This window comes from Streptomyces sp. Tu 2975 (assembly GCF_009832925.1).
Taxonomy (GTDB): domain Bacteria; phylum Actinomycetota; class Actinomycetes; order Streptomycetales; family Streptomycetaceae; genus Streptomyces.
On record NZ_CP047140.1, the window covers coordinates 2,275,406 to 2,299,843 of the forward strand.

26 protein-coding genes and 2 pseudogenes are annotated in these 24,438 nt (G+C 70.2%); 13 read left to right on the forward strand and 15 right to left on the reverse strand.

Translation table 11 applies throughout. From position 1 onward, the window contains the following. Nucleotides 1–90 precede the first annotated feature (90 nt). The 3 genes and pseudogenes from dapF to miaA form a co-directional block, all read right to left on the reverse strand. A pseudogene (gene dapF / locus GLX30_RS09920) lies at nt 91–998 on the reverse strand (diaminopimelate epimerase). A gap of 34 nt (nt 999–1,032) precedes the next feature. Continuing rightward, on the reverse strand, nt 1,033–1,473 hold the full coding sequence (locus tag GLX30_RS09925) for a hypothetical protein (RefSeq protein WP_159694959.1): 441 nt from the start codon (nt 1,471–1,473) through the stop codon (nt 1,033–1,035). Nucleotides 1,474–1,579: 106 nt separating this feature from the next. After that, the gene (gene miaA / locus GLX30_RS09930) at nt 1,580–2,518 is read right to left on the reverse strand and encodes a tRNA (adenosine(37)-N6)-dimethylallyltransferase MiaA (protein ID WP_159686182.1); all 939 of its coding nucleotides are present in this window, start codon (nt 2,516–2,518) and stop codon (nt 1,580–1,582) included. Between the two features lie 182 nt (nt 2,519–2,700). Here miaA and GLX30_RS09935 point away from each other — a divergent pair, with 182 nt between their 5' ends. Then, nucleotides 2,701–3,036: a hypothetical protein gene (locus tag GLX30_RS09935; protein ID WP_159686185.1), complete on the forward strand. Its 336-nt coding sequence runs from the start codon at nt 2,701–2,703 to the stop codon at nt 3,034–3,036. Between the two features lie 25 nt (nt 3,037–3,061). Further along, on the forward strand, nt 3,062–3,301 hold the full coding sequence (locus GLX30_RS09940; protein ID WP_159686188.1) for an antitoxin: 240 nt from the start codon (nt 3,062–3,064) through the stop codon (nt 3,299–3,301). A gap of 98 nt (nt 3,302–3,399) precedes the next feature. On the opposite strand, the gene GLX30_RS09945 is transcribed toward GLX30_RS09940, so the two are convergent. Beyond that, complete coding sequence (locus GLX30_RS09945; protein ID WP_159686191.1) at nt 3,400–4,113, reverse strand: class III extradiol dioxygenase subunit B-like domain-containing protein; 714 nt, start codon at nt 4,111–4,113, stop codon at nt 3,400–3,402. A gap of 114 nt (nt 4,114–4,227) precedes the next feature. Continuing rightward, nucleotides 4,228–5,715 carry a tRNA (N6-isopentenyl adenosine(37)-C2)-methylthiotransferase MiaB gene (miaB, locus tag GLX30_RS09950; RefSeq protein WP_159686194.1) on the reverse strand — a complete coding sequence of 496 codons (1,488 nt, stop codon included), beginning with the start codon at nt 5,713–5,715 and terminating at the stop codon, nt 4,228–4,230. 98 nt (nt 5,716–5,813) lie between these two features. Between miaB and GLX30_RS09955 the strand changes: the two genes are divergently transcribed. Next, a complete protein-coding gene (locus tag GLX30_RS09955; RefSeq protein WP_159686197.1) occupies nt 5,814–6,821 on the forward strand; it encodes a TAXI family TRAP transporter solute-binding subunit in 1,008 nt (335 codons plus the stop codon). Nucleotides 6,822–6,867: 46 nt separating this feature from the next. On the opposite strand, the gene GLX30_RS09960 is transcribed toward GLX30_RS09955, so the two are convergent. Together GLX30_RS09960 and GLX30_RS09965 are read right to left on the reverse strand one after the other, a co-directional pair. Further along, nucleotides 6,868–8,265, reverse strand: coding sequence for a HAMP domain-containing sensor histidine kinase (locus GLX30_RS09960; protein ID WP_159686200.1), 1,398 nt, complete (start codon nt 8,263–8,265; stop codon nt 6,868–6,870). A gap of 14 nt (nt 8,266–8,279) precedes the next feature. Then, nucleotides 8,280–8,987 (reverse strand): response regulator transcription factor, encoded by a 708-nt coding sequence (locus GLX30_RS09965; RefSeq protein ID WP_159686203.1) that lies wholly within the window; start codon nt 8,985–8,987, stop codon nt 8,280–8,282. Between the two features lie 300 nt (nt 8,988–9,287). Here GLX30_RS09965 and GLX30_RS09970 point away from each other — a divergent pair, with 300 nt between their 5' ends. From GLX30_RS09970 to GLX30_RS10000, 8 genes and pseudogenes are all read left to right on the forward strand, one after another. After that, nucleotides 9,288–10,070 carry an amino acid ABC transporter ATP-binding protein gene (locus GLX30_RS09970; RefSeq protein WP_159686208.1) on the forward strand — a complete coding sequence of 261 codons (783 nt, stop codon included), beginning with the start codon at nt 9,288–9,290 and terminating at the stop codon, nt 10,068–10,070. Nucleotides 10,071–10,143: 73 nt separating this feature from the next. Next, the gene (locus GLX30_RS09975; RefSeq protein WP_159686213.1) at nt 10,144–10,992 is read left to right on the forward strand and encodes a glutamate ABC transporter substrate-binding protein; all 849 of its coding nucleotides are present in this window, start codon (nt 10,144–10,146) and stop codon (nt 10,990–10,992) included. A 74-nt stretch (nt 10,993–11,066) separates the two neighbouring features. Beyond that, a complete protein-coding gene (locus GLX30_RS09980; protein ID WP_159686218.1) occupies nt 11,067–11,735 on the forward strand; it encodes an amino acid ABC transporter permease in 669 nt (222 codons plus the stop codon). Further along, nucleotides 11,732–12,637: an amino acid ABC transporter permease gene (locus tag GLX30_RS09985; protein ID WP_159686222.1), complete on the forward strand. Its 906-nt coding sequence runs from the start codon at nt 11,732–11,734 to the stop codon at nt 12,635–12,637. Before GLX30_RS09980 ends, GLX30_RS09985 begins: the two co-directional genes overlap by 4 nt. 175 nt (nt 12,638–12,812) lie before the next feature. After that, nucleotides 12,813–14,530 (forward strand): annotated as a pseudogene (locus GLX30_RS09990) (FAD-dependent monooxygenase). Nucleotides 14,531–14,562: 32 nt separating this feature from the next. Continuing rightward, nucleotides 14,563–14,649, forward strand: coding sequence for a putative leader peptide (locus GLX30_RS36160; protein WP_312845644.1), 87 nt, complete (start codon nt 14,563–14,565; stop codon nt 14,647–14,649). A 166-nt stretch (nt 14,650–14,815) separates the two neighbouring features. Further along, nucleotides 14,816–15,316 carry a cysteine dioxygenase gene (locus GLX30_RS09995; RefSeq protein ID WP_159694960.1) on the forward strand — a complete coding sequence of 167 codons (501 nt, stop codon included), beginning with the start codon at nt 14,816–14,818 and terminating at the stop codon, nt 15,314–15,316. Then, complete coding sequence (locus GLX30_RS10000; RefSeq protein WP_159686225.1) at nt 15,313–15,699, forward strand: rhodanese-like domain-containing protein; 387 nt, start codon at nt 15,313–15,315, stop codon at nt 15,697–15,699. Before GLX30_RS09995 ends, GLX30_RS10000 begins: the two co-directional genes overlap by 4 nt. A 307-nt stretch (nt 15,700–16,006) precedes the next feature. On the opposite strand, the gene GLX30_RS36165 is transcribed toward GLX30_RS10000, so the two are convergent. Further along, nucleotides 16,007–16,351 (reverse strand): hypothetical protein, encoded by a 345-nt coding sequence (locus tag GLX30_RS36165; RefSeq protein WP_347879711.1) that lies wholly within the window; start codon nt 16,349–16,351, stop codon nt 16,007–16,009. 20 nt (nt 16,352–16,371) lie between these two features. Here GLX30_RS36165 and GLX30_RS36170 point away from each other — a divergent pair, with 20 nt between their 5' ends. After that, the gene (locus GLX30_RS36170) at nt 16,372–17,292 is read left to right on the forward strand and encodes a hypothetical protein (RefSeq protein WP_347879712.1); all 921 of its coding nucleotides are present in this window, start codon (nt 16,372–16,374) and stop codon (nt 17,290–17,292) included. A gap of 131 nt (nt 17,293–17,423) precedes the next feature. Here the strand turns inward: GLX30_RS36170 and recX are convergent, their stop codons facing one another. The 4 genes from recX to GLX30_RS10025 all read right to left on the reverse strand — a co-directional run bounded on the left by recX (nt 17,424) and on the right by GLX30_RS10025 (nt 21,060). Next, nucleotides 17,424–17,996 (reverse strand): recombination regulator RecX, encoded by a 573-nt coding sequence (recX, locus tag GLX30_RS10010; RefSeq protein ID WP_159686228.1) that lies wholly within the window; start codon nt 17,994–17,996, stop codon nt 17,424–17,426. Between the two features lie 3 nt (nt 17,997–17,999). Beyond that, entirely contained in the window at nt 18,000–19,127 is a 1,128-nt protein-coding gene (recA, locus tag GLX30_RS10015) for a recombinase RecA (RefSeq protein ID WP_159686231.1), read from the reverse strand. 229 nt (nt 19,128–19,356) lie between these two features. Further along, on the reverse strand, nt 19,357–20,529 hold the full coding sequence (locus GLX30_RS10020) for an AI-2E family transporter (RefSeq protein WP_159694961.1): 1,173 nt from the start codon (nt 20,527–20,529) through the stop codon (nt 19,357–19,359). Nucleotides 20,530–20,865: 336 nt separating this feature from the next. Then, nucleotides 20,866–21,060, reverse strand: a complete 195-nt coding sequence (locus tag GLX30_RS10025) for a DUF3046 domain-containing protein (protein ID WP_159686234.1) — start codon at nt 21,058–21,060, stop codon at nt 20,866–20,868. A 79-nt stretch (nt 21,061–21,139) separates the two neighbouring features. Between GLX30_RS10025 and GLX30_RS10030 the strand changes: the two genes are divergently transcribed. After that, complete coding sequence (locus GLX30_RS10030) at nt 21,140–22,075, forward strand: hypothetical protein (RefSeq protein WP_159686237.1); 936 nt, start codon at nt 21,140–21,142, stop codon at nt 22,073–22,075. 153 nt (nt 22,076–22,228) lie between these two features. Here the strand turns inward: GLX30_RS10030 and GLX30_RS10035 are convergent, their stop codons facing one another. The 3 genes from GLX30_RS10035 to GLX30_RS10045 are packed head-to-tail and all read right to left on the reverse strand — an operon-like array spanning nt 22,229 to nt 24,364. Further along, a complete protein-coding gene (locus GLX30_RS10035; protein ID WP_159686240.1) occupies nt 22,229–22,537 on the reverse strand; it encodes an AzlD domain-containing protein in 309 nt (102 codons plus the stop codon). Then, nucleotides 22,534–23,481, reverse strand: coding sequence for an AzlC family ABC transporter permease (locus GLX30_RS10040; RefSeq protein ID WP_159686243.1), 948 nt, complete (start codon nt 23,479–23,481; stop codon nt 22,534–22,536). The genes GLX30_RS10035 and GLX30_RS10040 overlap by 4 nt, the downstream gene beginning before the upstream one ends. 10 nt (nt 23,482–23,491) lie before the next feature. Next, nucleotides 23,492–24,364, reverse strand: coding sequence for an AraC family transcriptional regulator (locus GLX30_RS10045; RefSeq protein WP_159686246.1), 873 nt, complete (start codon nt 24,362–24,364; stop codon nt 23,492–23,494). Between the last annotated feature and the right edge of the window lie 74 nt (nt 24,365–24,438).

Below are 24,438 nucleotides of genomic sequence, written 5' to 3' on the forward strand. Positions count from 1 at the left end.
CCGGGCCGGTGCTTGATGCTACCGAGCCCACCACGTGGCGCAGTCCAGCTCTCGCCCAGCGTGAAACGGATCACCCATTCGAGCGAAGCCCTAGGCGGTCACGGTTTCGAGGAAACCGGGGTCGATCACACCCTCGGCGACGATCACGGCGGCGCCGGTCATCTCGATCTCCCCGTCGGGCCGCTCGGTGACAAGGAGCCGGCCACCGGGCAGATCCACCGTGTACGTGACGGGAGCGCCGGTGGCTGCCGGGTCCAGACCGTCACGGCGCGCCGCGGCCACGGCGACGGCGCAGGCGCCGGTGCCGCACGAGCGGGTCTCACCGGAGCCGCGCTCATGGACCCGCATCGCCACATGGCGCTCACCGCGGTCGACGACGAACTCCACGTTGACCCCGTCGGGGTAGAGGGACGCCGGGGCGAACGGAGGCACTGTCAGCAGGTCGCCCGCGTGGTCCAGCTCCTCGACGAAGGCGACCGCGTGCGGGTTGCCCATGTTCACGTTCCTCGCCGGCCAGCTGCGGCCGCCGACGGACACGGTGACGCCGTCCTCGGGCAGCACGGCCCGGCCCATGGAGACCGTGATGTCGGCGCCACCGCTCCCGGGAGCCGCCTTGGCGAGGTGGACCTTCTTGATACCGCCGCGGGTCGCGACGAAAACGTCCCCGGCGTCGATGTGGCCCGCGTGCTGGAGATACCGGGCGAAGACCCGGACGCCGTTGCCGCACATCTCGGCGATCGAACCGTCCGCGTTGCGGTAGTCCATGAACCACTCGGCCTCGTCGGCCATGTCCCGCGCCTCGGGGTGGGCGGTCGAGCGCACCACGCGCAGCAGCCCGTCGCCACCGATACCGGCCCGGCGGTCGCACAGCCGGGCGACGGCGGACGGGGCAGGTCCAGGGCGTTGTCGGGATCCGGGACGATCACGAAGTCGTTCTCGGTCCCGTGACCCTTGAGGAAGGGAAGGGGCGACGTCTGCGAGGTGCTCACGTGCTCCATCGTACGAGGACGGTCCGACAACGGCCGGAGCCGGTCACCTCAGTCGTGCCACACGCCACACGGCGAGTGCGACGAGCACCGCGGCGACGCCCACGTACAGGGCGATCACACGCCAGTCGGGGCGCTCGCCCGAACCGCGCGACGGGAGGCCCGGCCACGTGTGGCCGACACGGCGCGCCGCCATCACACCCCAGCCGGCGGCGCAGCAGCTGAGCAGCAGCCCGAGCATGGCCACGACTGCTCCCCCGTCGCCCGTACCGAAGGCGAGCGGGAAGGCGAACATCAGCGAGCCGAGGGCGGCGAGGACGACGATGGGGGCGAGCTGCCAGATCCTGAGCCGCCGCTGCGGACGCAGCTCGACCTCGACCTCGTCGGCGAGCACATCCTGCTCGTCGGGCCCGTCCGGGCTGAGACCGGACGCGCCGTCCGCCGCATCCCGTCGTTGCTGTTCCGTGTCGCGAGGGCCGGCCTCCATCGCCACGCGCCCTCCCAACTCGGACTCAACTGTCGATCGATGCTCGATGATGGCACGGTCCTACGGGCCTGAATGACGGCCGGAGCGTCCCGATGCCATCACGTGATCAGGCTGTGACCGCTCGTTCGATCAACGCCAGCGCACGGTGCGGAAGTTCCGTCCTGTCCGCGGCGGCACCGCTCAGCCAGTGCACCCTCGGGTCGCGCCGGAACCACGAGTCCTGGCGGCGCGCGAAGCGTTTGGTGGCGCGCACGGTCTCGTCGCGCGCCTCCTGTTCGCTGCAGTCTCCGGCGAGCGCCGTCAGCACCTGCTGGTAGCCGAGCGCCCGCGATGCCGTGCGTCCTTCCCTGAGCCCCAGCGCCTCGAGTGCGCGCACCTCGTCGACGAGGCCCGCCCCCCACATCCGGTCCACACGCACGGCAATGCGCTCGTCGAGCTCGGGCCGTGCCACGTCGACGCCGATCTGGACGGTGTCGTAGACGGCGTCATGGCCGGGCAGGTTGGCCGTGAAGGGCTTGCCGGTGATCTCGATGACCTCGAGCGCCCTGACGATCCTGCGGCCGTTGCTCGGAAGGATCGCCCGGCCCGCCTCGGGGTCGGCGGCGGCCAGCCTGGCGTGCAGGGCACCGGGTCCGCGCACCGTCAGCTCCTCCTCCAGGCGCGCCCGTACCTTCGGGTCGGTGCCTGGGAACTCGAGGGCGTCGATCGCACCGCGCACATAGAGCCCGGAGCCTCCGACGAGCACCGGGGTCCGGCCCTCGGCGAGCAGTCGGTCGATCTCCGCCCTCGCCAGTCTCTGGTACTCGGCGACGCTCGCGGCCTGGGTGACGTCCCAGATGTCGAGGAGCCGGTGCGGCACTCCGCCGCGTTCTTCGGTCGTCAGCTTGGCGGTGCCGATGTCCATCCCCCGATAGAGCTGCATGGAGTCCGCGTTGACGACCTCACCGTTCAGTTGCCGGGCGAGGAACACCCCCAGATCGGACTTTCCGGCTGCGGTGGGACCGACGACGGCGATGACCCGCGGGGCGGGAGCTGCACTTCTCACCGCCCCAGTCTCGCAAACCCTGGGGCGTGTCCCCGAACGAGCGAGGTGACGGCGGCGACTCGGGGTCGTTGCCTGTTGCGAGGTTCCGAACGCCGGTTTTCGGACCGGCGCCCGCGCGTGACGCAAGACGGCGCTCCGGGCGGCGCGGAACTTCGCCCGCACGAGTAGGGTATGGAGTAGATATGGGTGTTTTCTCATGGTTTCGCCGTAAGCCCGCAACGGCCGAGGAGGCGTCGGCACCGAAGGCAGCGGTCGGAACTCCCGCCGAGGAGTCCGGTGAGTCGGAGGAGTCCGGGCGGTCCGAGGTGAGCGACGGCACGGCCGAGGCCTCGGTTGCGGCGGAGCCGGCGGAAGAGGTGGCCCCGGCCGTCGAAGCCACCGGATCCACCGATGCCGCCGCCGAGACCGCGGTCCCTCCCGTCGACGGAGACACCACGGCCGCGGCGGTGGAGATCCCGAGGCAGCAATCGGCCGGGGAGGCGGCGGACAGCGAGGCCGGCGAAGGCGCCCGCACGTAGCAGCCGCGACGAGGGAAGGTGCCCCATGGGCTTCCTGGACAACCTGAAGACCAAGCTCGGCCCCGCGAAGGACAAGGTCTCCGGCCTTGCCCAGCAGCACGAGGGCAGGATCGGGCAGACGCTGGAGAAAGCTGCCAAGAAGGTCGACGACACGACCAAGGGCAAGTACAGCAACAAGATCGAAACGGGTACCGGGAAGGCGAAGCAGGCCCTCGGCCGCATCGCGCACAAGGACGACGGCGGGACGACACCGCCGGCGGCCTGAGGGTCACCGGGCCGGTTCGGCGGAGGGCGGCGGTGGAGCACAGGCTCCGCCGCCGCCCTCGCGCGTTCCGGAGACCCTCTCCCGGTGAGTCCCGGGCCTCAGGCTTGGGACCATGCAGCGACGAAGTAGCCGACACCGTACGGATCACTCTCGTGGAACAGCCGGCCCGTGAGCCCCGCGCCCTGCGCGGCTCCGGCGAGGACCTGCCACGGCGCGCGGCCCGACACCTTGAGCTCGCGGGCCATCGACTCGTCGAGCTCTCTGAGCCCTTCGATGTCGGCCGCGCCGAGGGCGTCGGCGGCCCGCCGGTCGAAGTCCGCGGCCCGCTCGTCGAGGTAGCCGGGCGCCTTGAGCGTGCGGCAGGCACTGCCGTCGCCCATCACCAGAAGCGCGACCCGCCCGGCGCGGGCGGCGAGTTCCTTCCCGGCCGTCATGCACCGGTGCCCGTCGAGGGGTTCGCCGACCCCGAGGCCTTCGACCGGAGCGGCCGCCCAGTCGGCACGGGCGAGAAGCCAGGCGCCGACGGCGAGTGAAGGCGGCAGTGTCCGCTCCTGCCCGGGGCCGTCGCCGAGCCGGACGTCGAGTTCCACGCCGAACTCCCGGAAGGAGCCGGTAGTGCCGGCGGCGTGCGGTCCGCGCCGATCGTGCTCCGCGGGTCCCACCACGATCAGCCGGTCCGGTTCCGCTGCGGCGAGGACGGCCACGGCGTCGGCGCACGCGGCGCGGGTCGCGTCCAGTTCGGGCGCGGCCCCGGAGGCGACCTCGGGGACGAGAAGCGGCGGGCACGGACACACGGCGGCGGCTACGAGCATGATCCGCAGCCTAGTCGGCGTGGTGCGCGAGTCGGGCACCTGCCGGGCCCGGGCGCCCGGACCCGTGCCACGCCGTCGACCGGCGAGGCCGGCGCCGACCCCCTGCGGCGTTCTTCAGCCGGCCGCGCAACCGCCCGTCGCCGGCGGCAGCGGCGCGGGGACGCCCAGCGAGGGCAGGCCCAGCATCACACCGGCCGGCTTCGCGGCCTCCGCCCCGTTGCGCTTCTCCCAGGCGTCTCCAGAGCGGGTGCGGCGCACCGATGTCACCGCGCCCTCCGCCAGGAGGTGGTGCGGAGCGGCGTAGGTGATCTCGACGGTGACCACGTCGCCGGGACGCACTTCGGCGTCCGGCTTGGTGAAGTGGACGAGGCGGTTGTCGGGGGCACGGCCGGAGAGCCGGTGGGTGGCTCCGTCCTTGCGGCCCTCGCCTTCGGCGACCATCACCTCGAGCGTGCGGCCGACCTGCTTCTTGTTCTCCTCCCAGGAGATCTCCTCCTGGAGGGCGACCAGGCGCATGTACCGCTCCTGGACGACCTCCTTAAGGATCTGACCGTCCATGGTCGCCGCCGGGGTCCCGGGGCGCTTGGAGTACTGGAAGGTGAAGGCGTTGGCGAAGCGGGCCTCGCGCACGGTGTGCATGGTCTGCTCGAAGTCCTCCTCGGTCTCTCCGGGGAAGCCCACGATGATGTCGGTGGAGATGGCGGCGTGCGGAATGGCCGCGCGGACCTTCTCGATGATGCCGAGGAAGCGCTCCTGCCGGTACGAGCGGCGCATCGCCTTGAGGATCGTGTCCGATCCCGACTGCAGCGGCATGTGCAGCTGCGGCATCACGTTCGGCGTCTCGGCCATGGCGGCGATCACGTCGTCCGTGAAGTCGCGCGGGTGGGGCGAGGTGAACCGGACCCGCTCGAGTCCTTCGACGGTCCCGCAGGCACGCAGCAGCTTGCTGAAGGCCTCGCGGTCGCCGATGTCGGACCCGTAGGCGTTGACGTTCTGGCCGAGCAGGGTGATCTCGCTGACGCCCTCCGCGACGAGTGCCTCGATCTCGGCGAGGATGTCACCGGGCCGGCGGTCCTTCTCCTTGCCGCGCAGCGCGGGCACGATGCAGAAGGTGCAGGTGTTGTTGCAGCCGACGGAGATGGAGACCCACGCCGCGTACGCCGACTCGCGGCGCGTGGGCAGCGTGGAGGGGAACGCCTCGAGCGATTCCGCGATCTCGACCTGTGCCTCTTCCTGGACACGGGCGCGCTCGAGGAGCACCGGAAGCTTCCCGATGTTGTGCGTACCGAAGACGACGTCGACCCACGGCGCCTTGGTGACGATGGTCTCGCGGTCCTTCTGCGCCAGGCAGCCGCCCACGGCGATCTGCATCCCGGGGCGCCGCGACTTCATCGGGGCGAGCCGGCCGAGATTGCCGTAGAGCTTGTTGTCCGCGTTCTCCCGCACCGCGCAGGTGTTGAAGACGACGACATCGGCGTCACCGTCGGCGCCTTCGGGCGCGCGTACGTACCCCGCGTCCTCCAGCAGGCCCGACAGACGCTCGGAGTCGTGGACGTTCATCTGGCACCCGTAGGTGCGCACCTCGTAAGTTTTCGCACTCATCGCGCCCACCAGGGTACGGGGTCGCACCGACAGCGCGACCCCTCCTCCGGCAAGGCCGGGCCTGGCCATCACCAGGAGTGAGCTGGCAGGATCGCGCCATGCTCCCGGCACTTCCCTTCTTCTCCCGCCTCGGCCGCCGCCGCGCCCTTCAGGGCGCCGCCGCTGCCCTGGTGGTCCTCGGGCTGATGCTGTGGTGGCTGATGCCGTTCGGCCAGTCGTCGCCGAGCGGGAAGCTGACGCTGAGCACGGGGTCGCACAGCGGTGTCTACCAGCGCTACGGCGTGCTGCTGAAGGACGCGCTGGCCCGTGACATGCCGGACGTGGCGATAGACCTGCGTACCAGCGAAGGGTCCCAGCAGAACCTCGAGCGGGTGGCGTCCGGGGAGGCCGACTTCACCATCGCCACCGCCGACGCAGTCGCGAAGTACAAGCGGGAAGGGCAGCCGGGCGCCGCCCGGCTGCGGGGCTGCGCCCGGCTGTACGACGACTACGTCCAGCTCGTGGTGCCCCGGGACTCGCCGGTCAGGTCGGTGGCCGACCTGCGCGGCAAGGTGGTCGGCGTCGGGCAGGACGGCTCGGGCATCCGGCTGGTCGCCGACCGGCTGATGAAAGGCGCCGGGATCGATCCCGCGCAGGACATCACCGCACGCCCGTCGGGCATCAACGTCGCCCCGGGCCAGTTGGAGAAGGGCCACATCGACGCGTTCTTCTGGTCCGGCGGACTGCCCACCAACACGGTGCAGAAGCTGTCGGAGCGCTTCCCGGTCCGGCTGGTCGCGCTGGAGCCGGGACTGGTCTCGAAGCTCCATGCGTCGGGCGATCCGACCAGCTACTACCGCTCCGCCGAAATGCCGGCCGACGCCTACCCGCAGGCCCAGGGCGGGCTGCCCGTCGAGACCATCGCGGTGGCCAACCTGCTGGTCACCACGGACCGGATGAGCGCGGCGCAGACGGAAAGCTTCACCCGCACGGTGATCAGGAGCCGGGACCGCATCGGGAACACCGTGCACCCCGCCCAGCTCGTCGACCTGCGGACGGCCGTCTACACCGACCCGCTGCCGCTGCACGAAGGCGCACGGCGCTACTACCGCTCGGTCAAGCCGTAGCAGCGGCGCCAGGGACTTGTCCGCTGCTGCCGTTGACCCGGTGGTTTCAGGCGTCCTCCGCGTGGGTCCGCGGCAGCGTGAGCGTCACCATCAGGCCGTGCGGCTCGTGGTGCGCGTACGCGATGGACCCGCCGCCGGCTGCCAGCAGCGCCCTCGAGATGGACAGGCCGAGGCCGGAGCCCTTCACGTTCTGGTGACGGCCGCTGCGCCAGAAGCGGTCGCCGATCCGGGAGAGCTCCTCATCGGTCAGGCCCGGGCCACGGTCGGTGATCAGGATGGTCGACGTGTTGCCCTGTGCCGCGACCTCGACGGTGACCTCCTCGCCCTGAGGGGTGAACTTCAGGGCGTTGTCGATCACCGCGTCGAGCGCGCTGGAGAGCGCCACCGGATCCGCCCAGGCGGTGACAGCCCCTGTCTCGTAGGACAGCACCACCCGCTTCTCGTCGGCGAGCGGCCGCCAGGCGGCCACCCGCTCGGCGGTCAGCTCGCCGATGTCGGTGAGCTGGAGCTCCGCGGAGGCGTGCTCGGCGAGCGCCAGGTCCAGCAGGTCGTCGAGGACCTGGGCGAGGCGTTTGCCCTCGGTGCGGACGGAGGCGATCTCGGGATTGCCCTCGGGGAGTTCGAGGGCGAGCAGTTCGATGCGCAGCAGGAGGGCGGCGAGCGGGTTGCGCAGCTGGTGGGAGGCGTCCGCGACGAAGGCCCGCTGCTGTTCGAGGACTTCCTCGACGTTGTCGGCCATCTCGTTGAACGAGCGCGCCAGCCGTCTGAGTTCCGGCGGCCCCCCGGCGGCGGCGACCCGCGAGTTCATCCGGCCGGTCGCGATGTCGTGGGTGGCGGCGTCCAGGATCCGTACGGGCCGCAGCACCCACCCGGTCAGCCGGAAGGCCGCGCCGACGGCGACGAGCATCGCGGCGGACTCACCGGCGACGATAAGCAGCCAGCCGCGCAGGACCCGCGAGCGCAGTTGGTCGGTGGGCGAGTCGGTGAACACGACGGCGACGACGTCCCCGTCCCGTACGACGGGCGAGGCGACGACGAGCCGTTCGCCGCGCTGCCAGGGCCACACCTGCGGCGGGTCGTCGCTGCGCCGGCCGGTGAGCGCCTCCTGGAACGCCTCGCGACCCTCGCCCTCGCCCGGCACGTACCAGTCGTGCGGGGCGCGGGCCATGGAGTTGCCGCTGCGGTAGAAGACGCCCGCCTTGATCCCGTACGTGTCGTGGTACCGGTCGAGCTGCTCCTGCAGCGTGGACCGCCGCTCGTCCGGGGCGGAGCCCTGGTCGGTGACGAACTGGGCCAGCGCCGCGAAACGCACGGTGTCGTCGATCCGGTCGACGACGACGCTCTGCTGCTGCGCCGCCGCGACGCTCACGGCCAGCGGAAAGCCGAGCGCCAGCAGCACACCGGCCATGAGCACGATGAGGAGCGGAAGGAGTCGGGTACGCACCGGAGCGAGGGGCCCTACGCCCCGGCGGGCGCGACGAGCCGGTAGCCGACGCCCCGCACGGTCTCGATCAGGGCCGGCATCCGGAGCTTCGAGCGCAGCGACGCCACATGCACCTCGAGCGTGCGGCCGGTGCCCTCCCAGCTGGTCCGCCACACCTCGCTGATGATCTGCTCACGCCGGAAGACCACTCCCGGGCGCTGGGCGAGCAGCGCCAGCAGGTCGAACTCCTTGCGCGTGAGCTGCACGTCCGCCCCGTCGACACTGACCCTGCGGGTGGGCAGCTCGATGGTGACCGGCCCGAGCCGCAGCGCCTCGTCGGCGGCGGGCGCACCGGCGTCCTCACCGGGGACGGTGCGCCGGCTGACCGCGTGGATCCGGGCGAGCAGTTCCCCCGTGTCGTACGGCTTGACCACATAGTCGTCGGCGCCGAGGTTGAGTCCGTGGATGCGGGAGCGGACGTCCGAGCGCGCGGTCACCATGATCACGGGCGTGGAGGTGAGCTTCCTGAGCTTGCCGCAGACCTGATAGCCGTCCTGATCAGGCAGGCCGAGGTCCAGGAGGACGACCCCGAAGGGCGGCTTGGCCGGGTCGGTGGCGGGCAGGACGGCACGGAGGGCTTCCTCGCCGTTGCGGGCATGGACCACCTCGAAGCCGTGCCTGGCGAGCACCGCCGACAGGGCGGCGGCGACATGGTCGTCGTCCTCGACGAGCAGCAGCCTCATGGCCCCCTCCGGTCGTGTGGTGTTCGTGGCACGGTCGTGTGGTGTTGGTCGTGCGGTGTTGTACGAATGGTTCGCGACACACCACAGGGCATCAACGCGGATATCGCGGCGCACAGTCAAGAGGCTTCCGCGTGCCGAACGGTTCCGTTATCCACCCGGTATCGCAGTGGACCACCCTGTTCACGCATAGTGTCCGGATGAGGCCGGATCGTTATGCTCAATTTCCCCTCAGATGTAATGACGCTGGTCGCGGTGGGTGACTAGGGTCCTCCCAACCGAGGAGGACGGAGCAAGAAGCCGATGAGCGGAGTGTCAGTGACCAAGGACGCCGAGGACGCGGTGCCCACGGCCGATCTGGTCGTGCTGAGCAACGTGAACAAGCACTTCGGCGCGCTGCATGTGCTCCAGGACATCGACCTGACCATCGCCAGGGGCGAGGTCGTGGTCGTCATCGGACCCTCCGGGTCCGGAAAGTCCACGCTGTGCCGCACCATCAACCGCCTGGAGACGATCGACTCCGGCGCGATCTCGATCGACGGCAAGCCGCTGCCGCACGAGGGCAAGGAGCTCGCCCGGCTGCGCGCCGACGTGGGCATGGTCTTCCAGTCGTTCAACCTCTTCGCGCACAAGACCGTGCTGGAGAACGTGACGCTGGGCCAGATCAAGGTGCGCAAGGCCGACAAGAAGGCGGCGGAGACCAAGGCGCGGGCCCTGCTGGACCGAGTGGGCGTCGGTGCGCAGGCCGACAAGTACCCGGCGCAGCTCTCCGGTGGCCAGCAGCAGCGTGTGGCGATCGCGCGTGCGCTGGCGATGGACCCGAAAGTGATGCTCTTCGACGAGCCGACGTCGGCGCTCGACCCCGAGATGATCAACGAGGTTCTCGAGGTCATGCAGCAGTTGGCACGTGACGGGATGACAATGGTGGTCGTCACACATGAGATGGGCTTCGCCCGCTCGGCCGCGAACCGGGTCGTATTCATGGCCGACGGCAAGATCGTGGAAGAGGCATCGCCCGAGGAATTCTTCAGCAACCCGCGCAGCGACCGGGCCAAGGACTTCCTGTCGAAGATCCTTCACCACTGAGTCCTGGATCAGTCGATCCAGCACATCGCGTCTGTTTCCAATACCTCGCGTCAACTCTAGGGAAGTCACCATCATGAAGCTTCGTAAGGTCACCGCCGCTTCGGCCACCGTCCTCGCGCTCGCCCTGTCGGCCACGGCCTGCGGCTCCGACAGCGGCAAGGACAGCGGCAGCGGCTCCACCGAGGGCGGCGGCGAGAAGATTACGGTCGGCATCAAGTACGACCAGCCGGGCCTCGGCCTGAAGACCCCTGACGGCAAGTTCACCGGCTTCGACGTCGACGTCGCCACCTATGTCGCCAAGGAGCTCGGCTACGACGAGGGTGACATCGAGTTCAAGGAGACGAAGAGCGCCGACCGCGAGACCGCGCTTGCCCGCGGCGACGTGGACTTCATCGCCGCCACGTACTCGATCACCGACGAGCGCAAGCAGAAGGTCGACTTCGCCGGCCCGTACCTGCTCGCCCACCAGGACCTGCTGATCCGCGCCGACGACAACATCGCCAAGGGCGACGACCTCAACGGCAAGAAGCTCTGCTCGGTCACCGGTTCCACGTCCGCGCAGAACGTGAAGAAGGACTTCGCGCCGAAGGCCCAGCTCAGGCAGTACCCGACGTACTCGCAGTGCCTCAGCGCCCTCCAGAGCGGCCAGGTCGACGCGCTGACCACGGACGACTCGATCCTCGCGGGCTATGCCTCGCAGGAGCAGTACAAGGGCAAGTTCAAGCTCGCCGGCCTCAAGCTGAGCAACGAGAACTACGGCATCGGCGTCAAGAAGGGCGACAAGGAGATGGTCGACAAGATCAACGCCGCCCTCGAGAAGATGGTCCAGGACAAGGCCTGGGACGAGGCCGTGAAGGCGAACTTCGGCCCGGCCAACTACAAGAACGAGCCCGCCCCGGAGATCGGCAACATCGTCAAGTGAAGCAGGGCTGACGTGGCGCGCCGCCGCTGACGGCGGCGCGCCGGGCCCTCCCACACGCGGAAGCGCGGGAGATCGTGTTCGACTTTCTTGAAGGTTACGACTTGCTCGGGGCGTTCTGGATGACGGTGAAGCTCACCGTCCTCTCCGGAATCGGCTCCCTGGTGCTCGGCACCGTCCTCGCAGGGATGCGGGTGAGCCCGGTGCCCTTGATGCGCGGATTCGGCACGGTCTACGTGAACGTGGTCCGGAACATTCCGCTGACCGTGATCATCGTCTTCTCCTCGCTCGGCCTCGCCGATGTCTTCGGCATGACCCTGGGCGTGGCCGATGACTTCGACGCACTGTCGTTCCGGCTGGCGGTTCTCGGGCTCGCCGCCTACACCGCTGCGTTCGTCTGCGAAGCCGTACGCTCCGGCATCAACACAGTGCCGGTGGGACAAGCAGAGGCGGCACGCGCTCTCGGCCTGAACTTCACCCAGGTCCTGATGACCATCGTGCTTCCGCAGGCGTTCCGCTCGGTCATCGGTCCGCTGACCAATGTACTGATCGCGCTTACCAAGAACACCACGGTCGCGGCAGCCATCGGTGTGGCCGAGGCGGCTCTCCTGATGAAGGAGATGATCGAGAACGAGGCGCAACTGGTCCTCATCACCGCGGTCTTCGCCTTCGGTTTCGTGGTTCTGACCCTTCCCACCGGACTCATCCTCGGCTGGGTCGGCAAGCGCATGGCGGTGAAGCGATGACGTCCGTCCTCTACGACGCCCCCGGGCCCCGCGCCAAGCGTCGCAACATCATCTACACGATCGTCTTCCTCGTCCTGCTGGTGCTGGGCATCTGGTGGGCCATCGGCGAGATGTCCGACAAGGGACAGCTCGAATGGTCACTGTGGAAGCCGTTCACCGAGTCCGAGGCCTGGACCACGTATCTGCTGCCCGGACTCGGCAACACGCTGAAGGCGGCGGCGCTCGCGATGATCATCGCGCTTCCGCTCGGCGCGATCTTCGGCATCGCCAGGCTCTCCGACCACCGTTGGGTCCGCGTCCCGGCCGGGGTCGTCGTGGAGTTCTTCCGCGCCATCCCGGTCCTGATCCTGATGCTGTTCGCGAATGAGCTCTACGCGGGCTTCGACGGCATCAGCAGCGACGTCCGCCCGCTGTACGCCGTGGTCACCGGCCTCGTGCTCTACAACGCGTCGGTCCTCGCCGAGGTCGTACGGGCCGGCATCCTGTCGCTGCCCAAGGGGCAGTCGGAGGCCGCGAAGGCGATCGGCCTGCGCAAGGGCCAGACGATGACGAGCGTTCTGCTGCCGCAGTCCATCACCGCGATGCTGCCGGCGCTGGTCAGTCAGCTCGTCGTCATCGTCAAGGACACCGCGCTCGGCGGTGCGCTGCTGGCCTTCGCCGAGCTGCTCAGCGCCCAGGGAACACTGTCCGCGAACTACGCGAACACCATCCCCAGCTTCATCGTCGTCGCGTTGATCTTCATCGTCCTCAACCTGATCCTCACTACGTTCGCCTCGTGGCTGGAAGGCAGGCTGCGCCGGGCCAAGAGGGGCACGGGCGCGGTGCTGACCGCACCCGGCGGCGCGGAGGAGCCCGTCGCCGAGCCCGGCCTCGGCAAGACCGATGACGGACGCGGCGCCTGACGGTTCATCGGATGTTCGACCGCTGAGGGGCGGTGGCCTGCGGGCCACCGCCCCTCGCCGCGTCCCGGTGGCGCTTGACGCAGGCACCGGCAGTGGGTTGCATACGTTCTGTGATCGCGCACCGGGCTCCAACCGCACTTCCCCGCACGACCCTACGGACCCGGGGAGTCACGCCGTGGACCCGGTGATCGTGGTCGGCGCGGGTCCCGTCGGACTGGCGCTGTCACTCGCCCTCGCGGCGCAGGGCGTCCCTTCGGTCGTGCTCGACGAGGGCAACGGGAAGGACGAGCCGCGCCCGGCCCGCACTGTCGTACTCCGCCCCGACACGGCCGACCTCATGGCGCGGCTCGGCTGCGTAACCGTGCGTCACGAAGGCGTCCGGTGGAGCGGCTGGCGGTCGATGCTGCGCAAGCAGGAGCTCCGGCAACTGCCCCTCGACGACGGCGGCCAGGACCACCGCCGGGACGACGGACACCACCGGGACAGGGACGACGGCTACCCCAGGGACCGAGACGACGGCGGCGACGGACGCGACGGCGCGTACGAGCGGGGCGCCGGATTCGACGGAGGCCCGGCCGCGCCCCTTCACATCCCGCAGCACAGTCTCTCTCGCGGCCTGCGCGAAGCCGCCGCGGAGCACCGGCTCGTACGGCTCGTGACCGACAGCCGCCTCGACTCGCTGGAACAGGACGCCGGTGGAGTCGGCGTGCACACGAGGGGGCCCTCCGCGACCTGGTGGCGAGGCAGCTATCTGGTGGGCTGCGACGGCGCGAGGTCCACGGTCCGCAAGCTCCTCGGCATCCGATTCCCGGGCCGTACGGCGGTGGAACGTCACGCCGTGGCCGCACTGCGCACCGAACTGCCCTGGCCGGGCGAGGCGGTGCTGCACCGTCAGCCACCGTGGAGCTCGGGCGGCGACGAGATCACCGCACGTCCGCTGCCGGACGGGATGTGGCGACTTGACTGGCTGCTTCCGCCCGCGGCGACCTGGTCACGCCGGAGGCCCTCGTGGCGCGGGTCCGTGACACTCTGGCCGGCTGGTGCGGCCGCACGCCGCCGTACGAACTGCTCGACACCGGCGTCTACACCCTGCATCACCGCCTCGCCCGGCGCTGGCGCGTGGACCGGGCCTTCCTCGCGGGCGACGCGGCCCACCTGCTGGGAGCGATCGGCGCGCAAGGGCTCGACGAGGGTCTGCGTGACGTGGACAACCTGGCCTGGAAACTGGCGCAGGCCTGGCATCACGGTGCGTCACCAACGCTGCTGGACAGCTATCAGGCCGAGCGGCGCACGGCCGTCGCCGCACGGCTGCGCGCCGCCGACCAGTCCCTGCCGATACTGCGCAGCGGCAGCGGGCTGCGCATGTACCTCCCCGGGGCCGCCCGGGGGCACGACACGATGCTCACCGACGCGCATCTCGGGCGGGGGGCCCTCGGCGCGCCGCCCGTCCACACGCATTCACCGCTCACACCGGAGCCCACCGGTCCGCAGACGCTGGCGGGCGCGGTACCGGGCTCGCCGGTCGCCGATGTACAGGTGACGGCTCCCGACGGCACATGCGCCCGCTTGCGGGACCGGCTGTGCCGGGGGCGGTTGCTGGTCGTACTGGTGGCGCCGGGCACCGGCGTGTGGGACCGGAGGCACTGGGCCGGCGCGGGCATCATGCCGCGGCTGGACACAGCGGTGTCCGGCCTGCCGGTGCCGGCGGAACTGCTGGTCACGGAGAGCTACCCGGGCGCCTCCGCGCACACCGTGCTGCTCGTACGGCCCGACGGACATCTGGTGGCCGCCTTCGCGGGGGTGCGGCCCGCCGAGCTGTACGCCGCCGCGGACATCGCGAGAGGAGGGGACCCGGCCACGACGGGCAGTGACCGCACTGCGGACATCGATTGATTCACGATGGCCGGCGTGGTGTACTCCCGAGCATGAACGACACCGATGTGCGCCTGTGGCGGAGGGTCCATATGGACCTCGTCCGCTACGCGGGCTGCGTGTGTCGGCCGTCCTGCTGAATTCGCCTTCCCTTCGCGCCGTGGCCTCTGGCCGGTGCGCTCACCAGCGAACCCCAGGACGGTTTCCGTGTCCCACCCTGCTCCGCTCTCCGTTGCCTCGGCGGCTTCGGCTCCCGGATCCTCCGCCGGTCCCGTTCCCCTCACCGGTTCGTGGCCTGCTCCGAGCCTGACGGGCGCGCCGACCTCCGCAGAGCTGCTCGACTTCGTGCGGCACGCCGCCGCCGACAAGGAACTGATCGCTTCGCTGCCCCTCGACCCCGAGGGACGCACCTGGCTGCGGCTCGAAGGACCGCGCGGCAGTGAGGCGTGGCTCATCGGCTGGCCGCCCGGCACCGGCACCGGCTGGCACGACCACGCCGACTCCGTCGGGGCGTTCGCCACGGCGGAGGGCGTGCTGAAGGAGAACTCTCTCGCCGTGCGGCTTCCCTCCGCCGGCTGGAAGACGCTCGAACTCGACGACGGTGTGGACCGGGAGCGGCTCCTGGCCGCCGGCCGGTCCCGCGCCTTCGGTACGCACCATGTGCACGAGGTGCTCAACGAGTCGTCCGTCGAGCACGCTGTCTCGGTCCATGCGTACTACCCGCCGCTGCCGTTGATGAGGCGCTACAGCCGGTCGGGGGCCGTTCTCCGACTCGAGCACGTCGAGCACCCGGAGGACTGGCAGTGAGCGGGCCTCCTGGGATCGACGAGTACCTGGAGCGGGTGCGGCAAGGGCTCGAACGGATCGGCCCGCAAGAGGCATTCGAAGCGGCGGCCGACGGGGCGCTGCTGGTCGACATCCGCTACCAGGCACTACGCGAACGCGACGGGCTGATCCCCGGGGCGCTGGTCGTGGAGCGCAATGAACTGGAATGGCGGCTGGACCCGCAGGGCAGTCATCGTCTCCCCGAGGCGGTCGCCCACGACCTGCGGATCGTGGTGATCTGCAACGAGGGTTATGCCTCCTCCCTCGCGGCCCTGTCCCTGCACCAGCTGGGACTACGGCGTGCGACCGACCTCGTCGGTGGTTTCCAGGCATGGAAGTCGGCGGGGCTGCCGGTCACACGGTAGTCCGCGGCGTTCCTGACCGGCCTGTCACCTGACCATTCTTGCTGTCCTTCTCCGGACAGGGGGCTGAGCCTGGGCGCCGCTTGTGAGACCAGGTAGCCATCTCCTCCCGTATCGCAGTGCCTCAATGGATAAGGTCCTGCGGATGGAGATCACAGACCTGACGCCTCTGGAACGTCGCATCTGGCAGGCGTTCCCTCGTGGTGTAGCGATCGACGTCCGCGGAGACGAGGGTGAGGACCCCGCGACGATTCAGAGCGCGGAACGGACTGTTCGGGCTGAGGTCATCCGGGCCCTCCTCCTGAGAGGTTCATCCGAACCCGGCGAAGCGCCCGCTCTGCGCATCGCCGGAGCGTGGATCACCGGCGTCCTCGAGCTCCAGCACGCAGAGATACACCACCCAATCCGTCTTACCACCTGCCACTTCCAGCACCCCTTGCACCTCGACGGGACGCAGGCCCGCCAACTCGACCTCAGCGGCTCCTGCCTTCCCGCTCTGGCGGCCACGTCCCTTCGCATCGACGGTGCACTCCGGCTCACGAACTGCCGGATAGCGGGAAGCGTCCAGCTGAGCAACGCGGAGATATCCAGCGGGATCTTCCTCGACCACGCGCACCTCGGGACTGGCGGCGGATGGGCGCTCCAACTCGATCACGCCTCTGTCGGCGCCGATGTATGGGCACCCGGCCTCGTGACACTGGGGGGATCAGCCTCAGCACGGCGCATGTCGAAGGGGCTGTCGATCTAGAAGATGCCCAGGTCAAAAACGCGAATGGCGATGCCCTCGACGCCGCGCGGCTCACCGTCGGAACCGTCCTCAACGCGGGTGGCCTCACTGCCGAGGGCCGGGTCAGGCTCACCGGTGCCAAGGTCGCGGGCTGGATCTCCTTCATCGAAGCCAAGCTCAGCAACCCCGGCGGCGTCGCACTGGGCATCAGCAGTTGCGAAGCCACCCAGCTGACGCTGCGAGATGCACAGCCAGTCTCCGGCGACGTCAAAATGCACTACGCCAGCTTCAAGGTCATCGAGGCTGCACCACAGGTCTGGCCGGCCACGGTCCGCCTGGAGGGACTGACGTACGAGGCGCTTACCCCGCGCCTTCCCGCCGCCGACCGACTCGTCTTGCTGCAGCGTGATGCGGACGGCTTCGTCCCTCACAGCTACGAGCAGCTCGCGGCCTCCTACCGCCGCGTCGGTGATGACGCCGACGCCCGCACAGTCCAACTGGCCGAGCAGCGTCGACGCCGGGTCGCTCTGCCCTGGTACGCCAGGCTATGGGGTTATCTCCAGGACGCGACCCTGGGCTACGGCTTTCGTCCTACCCGTGCCGGTGGCAGGCTCCTGGCTCTGCTCCTTCTGGGCTCAGTCGCGTATGGAATGCACCATCCACCCCCGGCCGAGCACGGCAAGGGCCCCGAGTTCAATGCCCTCATCTACACCCTGGACCTCCTGTTGCCGATCATCAACTTCGGTCAGCAGAGTGCCTTCACACCAACCGGCGTTTACCAGTGGTTGTCCTACCTACTGATCGCCGCCGGTTGGGTTCTCGCCACGACCGTCGCCGCCGGGATCACTCGGACCCTCAGCCGTCAATAGCGCCCGCTTGCATTCATGCTCTCCGTCAGGAGGTGCTCGGCGTGTCCCGGTAGTCCGGTAACAGCTCGTTGCCGCCTGGTGCAGCAACCGAGCGACACGTCATGACAGGGCGAACGTTGCCTGATGCGGCACTAGTCCCCCACGTCGTCCAGATCCGCCGTGTCCTCGCCCTCTTCCTCCAAGGCACGCCTCACCACCCGCAGGGCCATGCCCTCGGAGTAGCCCTTGCGGGCCAGCATCCCGGCCAGCCGGCGGAGACGACGGTCACGCTCCAAGCCCCTGGTGGCGCGCAGTTTCCGCGCCACCAGCTCGCGGGCCGTCGCCTCCTCCTGGTCGGAGTCGAGCTGCCCCACAGCCTCGTCGATCAGCGCGGAATCCACGCCCTTGGTACGCAGCTCCCGCGCGAGGGCCCGCCGGGCGAGGCCCCGGCCGTGATGCCGGGACTCCACCCACGCCTCCGCGAAGGCGGCGTCGTTGATGAGCCCCACGTCCTCGAAGCGGGAGAGGACCTCCTCGGCCACTTCCGGAGGGATCTCGCGTTTGTGCAGCGCGTCCGCGAGCTGTTTGCGGGTGCGCGGGGTCCCGGTGAGCAGGCGCAGGCAGATGGCCCGCGCCCGCTCCGCCGGATCCTTGGGTGACAGCTCCTTCTCGGCCCTCGACGAGTCGGGGCTGTCACCCGGCCATTCGGTACGCCGGGCGGCCATGCGCTACCCCTTGGCCGCCGCCGTCTTGGCCGCCTTCGCCTTGGACGCGGGGGCGGGCACGGACTTCGCCGCGTCCTCGGCCGGAGCTGCTCCGGCCGCGGCGTCCGTTCCCGGCTCCGCCGCAGGGGTCTCCGGCCTGACGCCGACGCCGAGCTTCTCCTTGATCTTCTTCTCGATCTCGTTGGCGAGATCGGGGTTGTCCTTCAGGAAGTTACGGGCGTTCTCCTTGCCCTGGCCCAGCTGGTCGCCCTCGTACGTGTACCAGGCACCGGCCTTACGGACGAAGCCGTGCTCCACGCCCATGTCGATCAGACCACCCTCGCGGCTGATGCCCTGGCCGTAGAGGATGTCGAACTCGGCCTGCTTGAAGGGCGGGGCGACCTTGTTCTTGACGACCTTGACCCGGGTCCGGTTGCCGACCGCGTCCGTGCCGTCCTTCAGGGTCTCGATACGACGGATGTCCAGACGCACCGAGGCGTAGAACTTCAGCGCCCGGCCACCGGTCGTGGTCTCCGGGGAGCCGAACATCACACCGATCTTCTCGCGGAGCTGGTTGATGAAGATCGCGGTGGTCTTGGACTGGTTCAGCGCGCTGGTGATCTTCCGGAGCGCCTGGCTCATCAGCCGCGCCTGCAGACCGACGTGCGAGTCACCCATCTCGCCCTCGATCTCCGCCTTGGGCACAAGGGCCGCGACGGAGTCGATGACGATCAGGTCGAGCGCGCCGGAGCGGACGAGCATGTCGACGATCTCGAGGGCCTGCTCGCCGTTGTCCGGCTGGGACAGGATCAGGTTGTCGATGTCGACGCCGAGCTTCTTGGCGTACTCCGGGTCGAGGGCGTGCTCCGCGTCCACGAAGGCCACCGCTCCGCCCGCCTTCTGGGCGTTGGCCACGGCGTGCAGCGTGAGGGTCGTCTTACCGGAGGACTCCGGTCCGTACACCTCCACCACACGCCCGCGCGGCAGGCCGCCGACGCCGAGGGCGACGTCGAGGGCGGTCGACCCGGTGGGGATGACCTCGATGGGCTCGTTCGGCCGCTCGCCCAGCCGCATCACGGCACCCTTGCCGAATTGGCGTTCAATCTGTGCGAGCGCGGCGTCGAGCGCCTTCTCGCGGTCGGTTCCTGCCATGGGTTCCACCCGATTTGCTTGTGTCGATCGCTTCACGTCAAAGACGCTAACCCCTGCCACTGACAATGGGCCCCGACGTCCGGCCGGCCTGTGGACAACTCGCGGGAGCGAGGGCCGGAATCCCATAAGAATGGATGTTCGATTTTACTGTCAAGCTCACCACGCGGGGCCGAAAACCTGTGTGGTCCGGCCCCGCGTCCGGCCCGGCCGGGCCCCTCGGCGGACGGGATCAGGACCCGGAGCCGGCCTGCGGGGGCACCCCGCCGGATGAGCGCTCGGATGTGGACGGAGCCTGCCGGCCGTTCCCCAGCGCGCTGCGCACCCGTGCCAGCCGGCCGCCACCGTGCCTGCTGTGGGCGTGGACCCGCGGGTCGTCGGTCACCGTGTACCGCTTCACGTACGCCCCGAGGAATGCCTGGAGGGTGGCGACCGCCGGGATCGCGATCAGCGCGCCGACCGCCCCCAGCAGGGCGGTACCCGCCACGACCGAGCCGAAGGCGACCGCCGGGTGGATGTCCACCGTCCTGGCGGTGAGCTTCGGCTGCAGCACGTAGTTCTCGAACTGCTGGTAGATCACGACGAAGCCGAGGACCCACAGGGCGTACCAAGGATCGATCGTGAACGCGATCAGCATCGGCAGCGCGCCCGCCAGGTACGTGCCGATGGTCGGGATGAACTGTGACACCAGGCCGACCCAGACCGCGAGGGCCGGGGCGTAGGGCACCCCGAGGATCTCCAGCAGGATGTAGTGCGCGACTCCGGAGATCAGCGCCATCAGTCCGCGTGAGTAGAGGTAGCCGCCGGTCTTGTCGACCGCGATCTCCCAGGCCCGCAGGACCTCCGTCTGCTTGGCAGGGGGCAGGACGGAGCAGAGCGCGCGGCGCAGCCGGGGCCCGTCGGCCGCGAAGTAGAACGAGAACAGGAAGATCGTCAGCAGCTTGAACAGTCCGCCGAGCACGGTCGCCGAGACGTCCAGCACACCGGTGGCGCTGTTCTGGACGTATTTCCTCAGCCAGTCGGACCGCAGCAGGCTGTCCTGCACCTCCACCCGGGAGAGTTCCGTCCGGAAGGTGGTGTTGATCCAGCGGATGACCGAGTCGAGGTATTGCGGGAAGTCCTCGACCATCTCGACGATCTGGCCGGCCAGCATCGAACCGAGCAGGACGACGAACCCCACCCCCGCGACGAGCACCGCGAAGAACACCAGGAAGGTGGCGATGCCCCGGCGCATGCCGCGGGCCGCCATCCGCCCCACCGCGGGCTCGATCGCGAGCGCCAGGAAGAAGGCGATCAGGACGTTGATCAAGAGGCCGATGAGTTGGTGGAAGGCCCAGCTGCCGAGCTGGAAGCAGGCGTAGAGCGCCAGAGCGAGTATCAGCGCGCGCGGCAGCCACCGCGGCATGCGGCCCGGACCGCCGCTGCCGGCGTCGGCCCCGGGAGGCGGGGACGCCGGCGGGGCTGTGGGCGCCGTGGTGCCCTGTGCGGGGATCCCCGCCGCGGCCTCGTCCGACGCGACCGCGTCCGGCGCGGTCCTCTCGTCAGCGGTCATGTCGTCAGGGGTCCGTCCTGTGCGGGGGCGTGTGCGGTCCGGCCGGTGCGGCCTCGTCCTGTACAGGCTCGTTTCCGTACGGGCCCGCCTCTGCGGCCCTGCCTCATGCTGTCGTGCGTGTCCTGTCGGTCCCGGGCCATCGGCTCAGTGTGGCTCACCCGGAGGACCGCGAGCTGCCCGCCCGGTGTCTCACCGCTTGTCCGCGGGAATGTCCATGGCGGCGCAGACGGCGCGCCACACGTCCTTCGCCTCCCAGCCGGCGGCCAGGGCCTCATGGATCGTGCGGCCGCCCAGCTCGGCCATCACATGGTCCCGTGCGAAGGAGTCGGCGTACGCCGCTCCGAAGTGGTCGGCCATGCGTTCCCAGAAAATCGTCAACCGCATGACCTCAGTATCCCGCCCCTGAGGGTGCAGCCCTGTCCGTCCGCCTTGCTGAAAGCCCTTTCCGCTCTACCGTCGGGACATGGCTGGAAACGGAGCAACCACCCACCCCTCCCCCGCGTCCGCACTCGTACGCGCCGAGCGTTTCATCTGGCTTACGGCCCGGGTGCTGGAGCAGCGGCGGTTCGCCTACCACTTCCTCGCCGGCGGCTCCGACGCGGTCGAGACGGCGCTGACCGCCTACCTCAATGAGGACGGCGGCTACGGCCACGCCCTCGAGCCCGACCTGCGCGGCCCGGTCAGTCAGCCCCTGCACACGGCGCACGCCCTGCGGGTACTGGACTCCATCGACCGCTGCGGCGGGCTCCGGGTGGAGCGGATGTGCCGTTATTTCACCGAGGTGTCCACACGGGACGGGGCACTGCCGGCCGTCCACCCCTCCCAGCGCGCCTACCCGGCCGCCCCGTTCCTGCCGATCGTCGACGACCCTCCGAGCGAGTTGCTCACGACGGGGCCGGTGGTGGGCCTGCTGCACCGCAATCAGGTGTGGCACGCATGGCTGTTCCGGGCCACGGACTTCTGCTGGTCGGCGGTCGACGCGATCGAGAAGTCGCATCCTTACGAGATCCAGGCGGCGATCGCCTTCCTGGACGGCGTACCGGACAGCACGCGCGCACAGGCAGCGGCGGACCGGCTCGGCAGTCTCGTGCGCGAGCAGCGGCTCGTCGCGCTGGACCCGGACCGGCTCGACCAGCAGCCGGTGGCCCCCGGCTATGCCCCGGGTGAGCACCATTTCGCCTACGAATACGCCCGCCGACCCGACTCTCTCGCCCGCCGCTGGTTCACGGACGAGGAGATGAATCGTGCCCTGGAGCACCTCGCGGCCGGGCAGCAGCAGGACGGCGGGTGGCCCATCACCTGGCAGGAGTGGGCCCCCGGCACGGCACTGGAGGCGCGACCGATCGTGACGATCGAGGCGCTGCGGACCCTGCGGGCGCACGGTCACCCCATCGAGTGAAACGAGTGCCGTTGCACGGACCGTGCGTGGCTGCACAGGGCCCTTGGCCGGCGCGCCGGCCGCGCAGGATGTCCGGCCGGCGTTCCGGCCGCGGCCCTTGACCGCGTTCCGGCGGCCGGCCCTGGCACCGGCGCGTTCCAGCCGCCGCGCGCGTCAGCCTCCCAGTGCCCGCACACCTGCCGTCACGGCCACCGCAACACCCACCACCACCAGGAACGGGGCGCGCAGCAGCAGCGCCAGCGCCGCCGCACCGACTCCTGCGGCTCGTGCGTCGAGGACCAGCGTCTGACCCGTGCTGAAGGTCTGCTGCGCGGTCAGTGCGGCCAGCAGGGCGACGGGCAGCAGGGCCGCCAGCCGCTGCACGAGTGGCCTTTCCAGGGTGTCGGCCGGCACCAGCAGCCCGACGAGTTTCACGAGGTAGCAGCCGACCATTGTCGCTGCTATCGCGATCCAGATGCTCATCGTTCCCGCTCCTTCCGCTGTTCCTTCTTCGTCCGGCCCGCGCCGTCACGGGTCGAGCCGCCCCCCCTCGCGCCGTCACGGGTCGAGCCGCCCCCGCTCGCGCCGTCGCCGATCGCGCGCCCCTTGAGCCACAGCACCGCGGGAGCGGCCAGCGCCGCCACGAGCACCGGCACCCCGGCGGGCAGCACCGGCAGGAAGCCGAGGCCGAGGAGGACCGCGAGGCCGGCCACCGCGCGTTCGGTGGCGGTCCGCAGCATCGGCGCGAGCAGCGCGAGGAAGACGGCCGGGCCCGCCGCGTCGATCCCCCACGCTTCGGTGTCGCCGATGGCTTCGGCCCCGAGCGCCCCGAGGAGCGTGGTCAGGTTCCACAGCACGTACAGCGTCAGGCCGGTGACGGTGAAGCCGAGCCGCGCACTGCGCCGCGTCGGCTGGGCGAGAGCTACGGCGGTGGTCTCGTCGATGACCCAGTGCGCGGCGAGAGGCCGTACGAAGCGGGGCAGTGCGAGCAGCTGTGACAGCCGCAGCCCGTAAAAGGCGTTGCGCACGCCGAGGAAGAAGGCCCCCGCCGCGGCGGCGAGAGGGTTGCCGCCGGCCGCGATGGCGCCCACGAGCGCGAACTGTGACGCCCCGGTGAACACGAGCAGGCTGAGCGCGCATGTCTGCAGAAGGGTCAGGCCGGAGCCTGCCGCGGTCACACCGAAGGCGAAGCCGGAGAGGCCGACGGCTGTCCCGACGCCGAGTGCGTCTCTGACGACGGCCGAGTCGGGCTTCGGTTCCTTCGGCGCGGGGGACGTCTCCCCGGGCGCGGATCGGGGTCGCGGCCCGGCCCCGTCCCCGCGTCCGGGCGTGGGCCCCTCGGTACGCGCCGCGAGCGCCGTGGACGGAGCGGCGGTCGCATAGGCCTCCCCGGCCGGTATGTCTGGTCGAGCTGTCTGTTCTGCCACGCCAGGGACGTTACGCAGAGCCCCCGCCTGCGGTCTTGTACGTTCTTGCGCGCTCCCGGCGGTAGGCGCCCGGGGGCACGCCGACGATCCGGGTGAAGTGGCGGTTCAGGTGCGGCTGGTCGGTGAAACCGACCGCGACGGCCGCCTCCGACGGGGTCGTACCGGCGTCCAGGAGGAGGCGGGCACGCCGGACGCGGGCGTCCGTGAGCCAGGTGTGCGGCGGCAGCCCGTAGGCGGCCTTGAAGGAACGGAGCAGTGCGAAGGGCCCGACCCCCACCTCGTGCGCCAGTTCCTCGAGCGACGGAGGGTCGGCCATCCGCTCCTCCAGGAGCTGCTTCGCGGCAGCCGCCGTCCGCGCACCCGCCGCCGACGATTTGCGCGCCGGGAGTGAGCGCCCGTGCCGGCGCAGCAGTGTGGCGACGGTGATGCGCAGGACGCTGTCGGCGGCGAGGGCGTTGCCCGCCTCCGCCGCCCGGTGCACCTCGTGCACCAGCCTGGCGGTGTCGGGGTCCTCGACGATCGTCTCCGCGAAGCCGGCCGTCCCGCGCAGGGTCGTCGTCTCCTCCGCGATCGAGGCGACGAGCCGCGAGGACGGGTAGAGCGTGGAGTACACCCAGCCCTCTGGCACACCTGCCTTGGCCGAGTGCGGCACCTCGGGGTTGATCATGACGACGGTGCCGGGCCTCGCCCGCACCGTGCCCTCGGGCAGGAAGACGTCCTCGATGCCGCGGCGGACGGCGCCCACGACGAACCCCTCATGGCTGTGCCGGGGGAAGGAATGGCGCACGTAGCGGGCCTGCAGCAGATCGAGACCGGGAACGCCCGGGTACTGCCAGTGCCGTGCCCACTCGCCGTCCCTCTCCGGCGCGGCTTCCTCTTCCATACAGCCCATTCTGCTCCCGCGCCCCGTCCGGCGGCCCGGCCGGTCCATGTCCTGGACAGGCGTTGTCAGTGGTC